Source organism: Nostoc sp. 'Peltigera membranacea cyanobiont' 232 (assembly GCF_002245985.1).
In the GTDB taxonomy this organism is placed as follows: Bacteria; Cyanobacteriota; Cyanobacteriia; order Cyanobacteriales; family Nostocaceae; genus Nostoc.
This window is the reverse complement of record NZ_NOLK01000311.1, coordinates 1-3755: the sequence shown is the minus strand read 5'-3', so window position 1 is coordinate 3755 and position 3755 is coordinate 1. Positions and strand designations below refer to the sequence as shown.

Below are 3755 nucleotides of genomic sequence, written 5' to 3'. Positions count from 1 at the left end.
CAATTGTTGTGCAACGACCAAATGAGTTTGAGCTTGAGGGCAAAGACACTCACATAAACTATTCAATTCTCAATGGAGTTTCACAGCTTGATTACAGAACACAAAACATCAAGCAGCATTTTAGTGGTGAGCAAATTCAGACATTAGATACTGATATTGGTACACTACTGACGGTAATTATTAGCAAACCACCAAACCCTGACATTGGAGGAAATATAGTCAAACTGAGCTTCCTCTTACCAATTACCAATCTAGCTATCGGCAAAAAAGAAACTTCCCTCCTTACCGAAGCCATTTTGACTACTCAAAAAACATCAGGATTTATCCGTACTCCCTTGTTTGGACAATTACAGTCATATCAGACTTTAGTACTCAGAGGAACTGCTAGATACCACTAGATAACGACTAATTTCTGAAATTAATTTTTTCAAAAGGTCAAAGTCTGCATCCTACAGTCGAGGAAGTATTTGAAAAATCAACTGCCTTTGCCCTGTTTAGATTACTTAGGCGCACGGAAACCGGCAAGTTGTGCTGTTGCTGGGTCTTTAAAACAAATATCCGGTTTGACTTTTTCGTAATCTAAGGTTTTGGGAAGGTGATAAATGTTGCCTCTCTTATTCGTAATTTTGCCTTTTACCAGTGCATCACTTGGGCAAGTTGTTTCGTTTTGTGGTTTCACTCCAAGATTTTGTGCTGCGGCTAAAACTGCTGCTTTATTCGCCGATACTGGCTTCTTAGAGCTAGAAGTTGTATTTCCACCAGGGATAGGACTAGAGGCAGGGCTAGATACAGGACTCGCAGGACTAGACGCAGGAACAGATGCAGGACTAGCTGGAGCAATCGCAGTTGGTGTTTGAGGCGTAGTGATAGTAGATTCTTCCGGTTTTTGACCACAACTACTTAGCATCAGCACTGTACCTAACGTCAATACCATGCTCAGTTTACGAGGTTTAAGTTGATTGTTCATTGCCGTTAATTCTTGCTCCTCATCCTAAATATATTTAATTCCTACTATTTTACCCGATACTGACTTCATCACTCTGCACATCACTAGCGCCACTCACCCTGGAGGCAGTCTCCACCAATTGTGCCAATATCTCTTGTGTTGCTACTTCTCCCTTTAAAACTACGCTACTTCCCAACTGAGCAACAGCGATCGCAAAAATCAAATCTAAGTAAGAAGTGACTTTCGTTACTAAATATATGCTGATAGCCACGAGAATTCATCTTGATGAGATATCTCAAAAAGATTAATAGCAAGTCATTTGACGATTGTTAGCAAAAATATCTACAATCAGTCTTTTATACTTAGTGTTAATTAAACCAAATAATAAGTTGAGAGTAGAACTAAAGTATAAAATTTATCAAGCAGTTTTTGGTTTAATAAAGGAATTAAAGTATACGCTCATTAATTTGTACAGTGCCATTCGACTTAGATAGTCTGAGATAGTTAGATAATTGTTACGTAAAAGCTTTCTTATTGAGTGAATTGTCGAGAAATATGACTATTCTATTTCTCAAGGATGACATATAAAGTCTGTCACAAACGTCTAAAACGTCAAATTCCGATGAGTTATTTGTGTTAAAAAACAGCACAAACAGCAGATTGAGAACTGAAGTTACTAAAAAAAATCGATTTTAGGTAAAAGTCATGGCAAATAGGGAGCAATGCGAAAAAGTGAGATCATCGTCCAATGAGCAGGGGGAGCAGGGGGAGCAGGGGGAGTAAAGAGAAAAAATTAGTAATTTTTGCTACTAAAATAACGTGAGTTTAACGGATAAGAAAGTGCAAAAAGCTTGCTATGTATGAATTTGCCCAACTGGGCATACAAAAAGGCGATGCCTGCGGCGGGCTACGCCTACGCAACGATTGATTGAGAATCAGCAAAAAAGTCACAAAAAATGCCGAGACTAATAATATCTAACAAAAATCTTTCTTCTCGGCTATGTCTACCATGATATCTCGCCTCGACCAGAGCGCAAATTTTCTGCGACGTAGATGATTTAGAATAGCGGCGATCGCACTCAACTACTACCATATTACACAGTACTCGTCCCCACTCCCAACGCTAGGCTGCTTTTTCTTCTATCTGAGTTATGTGTTTTTTGAAGTTGTTAAGAAAAATTGCTATTTTGTATGGCGTTAACGTGCTAGAAAAGATTGACTCAACCAATATCCAATTGTCGCAAATATAATTATTGATGTTACAGGCATAAACCATACCCCTAAATTGGGATTTTCTGTAGTCGCTAGATGGAATATTTGCCATTCAATGTAAACAAATATCCAAACCATCTCACTTTTTAACCAATCCAACATTGAACAAGCAATTTGATACTGCCGCAAAGCATTTTGTTCAGTAATTACAACTAGATAATTAAATGTATTGGGATAACGACTAATAAATGTTAAAAGTCCATAAATTGCTAAACCGACAATTGGTAACAACCACAGAACTTTTTTGCTCCCCCAACCATTGGCTTGTCCATCAAATCCAAAGTGGACTGGTATAGTATCCGGTAATGTTGACCAAGCGTGAATAGCGATGCCGAATAATCCTACAAGTCCTACCAGTGCGCTCAAGTTTAGCATCTGTGCCGAATCGAATCCAGGAATAACAATATCAGGTCTAGCATAAATAATGCCAAATAAATTTAGCTTATTCGCTTATATCCCCCGAATAATATAATTCGGGGGTTTTACGCTTAAAGTTGCGGCGAATGCGGGGCAGAATCCGGGGTTTGACTTCTTGCAGGAGTGTTGGAGTGATGATCCGGCTTTGAGGATCGCGATCAAGAAACTGGTGGCGAAGTGTCCGCAGTGGGGAATTGCGATTGTGGACGGGGTGCTGATTGATTGAAATGGGTGAGCTAGCGGTAATAATAAACTTCTCTCAGGTGAACATGATACTTATAGTTGTGATGCCAAACAAGGTTCTAATCGTTTGAATCGTGGGGAATATTTTTACACTCAGGTGAAAAGAATCGCTAATTCCAGAAAAGATAATTTGTCATGGACTTTTAAAAAAGTTACTGCTGCTCACATTGTTGCACATACAAATCCTCCCATTGAAGATCCGATGCTGGTATCTTGTGCAGCTCTCGAATTTTTTCCCAATTTCAAAGGTATTAATTGCAACTAATATTTCTCACTTTAATACATTGATGAACTGAACACAGCAGTATGGGGTAGCTATTGCGATCCCACAACCTATCCGTGTGTGCAGGGTAAAACCTATCACGGTCGCGGACCGATCCAGTTGTCGTGGAACTATAACTATGCCACATGTGGGGCGGCTCTTGGTATTGATCTGCTCAATAACCCGGATTTGGTCTCAACAGATAGCGCTATTTCCTTCATGACCGCCCTGTGGTTCTGGATGACATCGTGCCACAATGCTATTCGCAACTCTGGTTTCGGCATGACAATCTCCATCATCAATGGTGGCATCGAATGTGGACCGAATGCGTCCCCACAAGGTAGACAAGAAGCCCAAAATCGAATCAATTTTTATCTGGATTTTTGCCAGAGGTTGGGAGTTTCACCGGGCGAAAATCTTTCCTGCTAAGTCGAATGGCACGCTTGTTAACGGCAAACCCATTATTATTTATAAGGCTTCTGGGTGTCGGGTGTCGTGAGGAAGAAAAAGAAATTTATTTGTGTCTGTACCCGTATTTAGTTTTCTTGATTTTTCCCTACACCCACTCAGCCTACCCCCAACACCCTGCCCAGACGAGCTTTCACATGAGTTTTA

Annotated in this window: 6 protein-coding genes; 2 read left to right on the top strand and 4 right to left on the bottom strand. The window is 40.1% G+C overall.

Features of this window, described 5'->3' with window-relative positions; translation table 11 throughout:
* On the top strand, positions 1 to 398 hold a 398-nt coding region (locus tag CDG79_RS43225), incomplete at its 5' end, for a hypothetical protein (RefSeq protein ID WP_189525309.1).
* Positions 399 to 499: 101 nt separating this feature from the next.
* On the opposite strand, the gene CDG79_RS39585 is transcribed toward CDG79_RS43225, so the two are convergent.
* The 4 genes from CDG79_RS39585 to CDG79_RS39575 form a co-directional block, all read right to left on the bottom strand.
* Positions 500 to 967 carry a sunset domain-containing protein gene (locus CDG79_RS39585; protein ID WP_094346926.1) on the bottom strand — a complete coding sequence of 156 codons (468 nt, stop codon included), beginning with the start codon at positions 965 to 967 and terminating at the stop codon, positions 500 to 502.
* Positions 968 to 1016: 49 nt separating this feature from the next.
* A complete protein-coding gene (locus CDG79_RS39580; RefSeq protein WP_094346925.1) occupies positions 1017 to 1217 on the bottom strand; it encodes a hypothetical protein in 201 nt (66 codons plus the stop codon).
* 642 nt (positions 1218 to 1859) lie between these two features.
* Entirely contained in the window at positions 1860 to 2039 is a 180-nt protein-coding gene (locus CDG79_RS41865) for a hypothetical protein (protein ID WP_143855741.1), read from the bottom strand.
* Positions 2040 to 2143: 104 nt separating this feature from the next.
* On the bottom strand, positions 2144 to 2593 hold the full coding sequence (locus tag CDG79_RS39575; protein ID WP_094346924.1) for a DUF1648 domain-containing protein: 450 nt from the start codon (positions 2591 to 2593) through the stop codon (positions 2144 to 2146).
* A gap of 568 nt (positions 2594 to 3161) precedes the next feature.
* Here CDG79_RS39575 and CDG79_RS39570 point away from each other — a divergent pair.
* Positions 3162 to 3569, top strand: a complete 408-nt coding sequence (locus tag CDG79_RS39570) for a chitinase (RefSeq protein WP_094346923.1) — start codon at positions 3162 to 3164, stop codon at positions 3567 to 3569.
* Positions 3570 to 3755: the final 186 nt, after the last annotated feature.

What these genes read in the sequence shown, in the direction of transcription:
- CDG79_RS39575 (WP_094346924.1), bottom strand. Translation starts at nt 2,593, where the DNA reads ATGCTAAACTTGAGCGCACTGGTAGGACTTGTAGGATTATTCGGCATC.
- CDG79_RS41865 (WP_143855741.1), bottom strand. Translation starts at nt 2,039, where the DNA reads ATGGTAGTAGTTGAGTGCGATCGCCGCTATTCTAAATCATCTACGTCG.
- CDG79_RS39585 (WP_094346926.1), bottom strand. Translation starts at nt 967, where the DNA reads ATGAACAATCAACTTAAACCTCGTAAACTGAGCATGGTATTGACGTTA.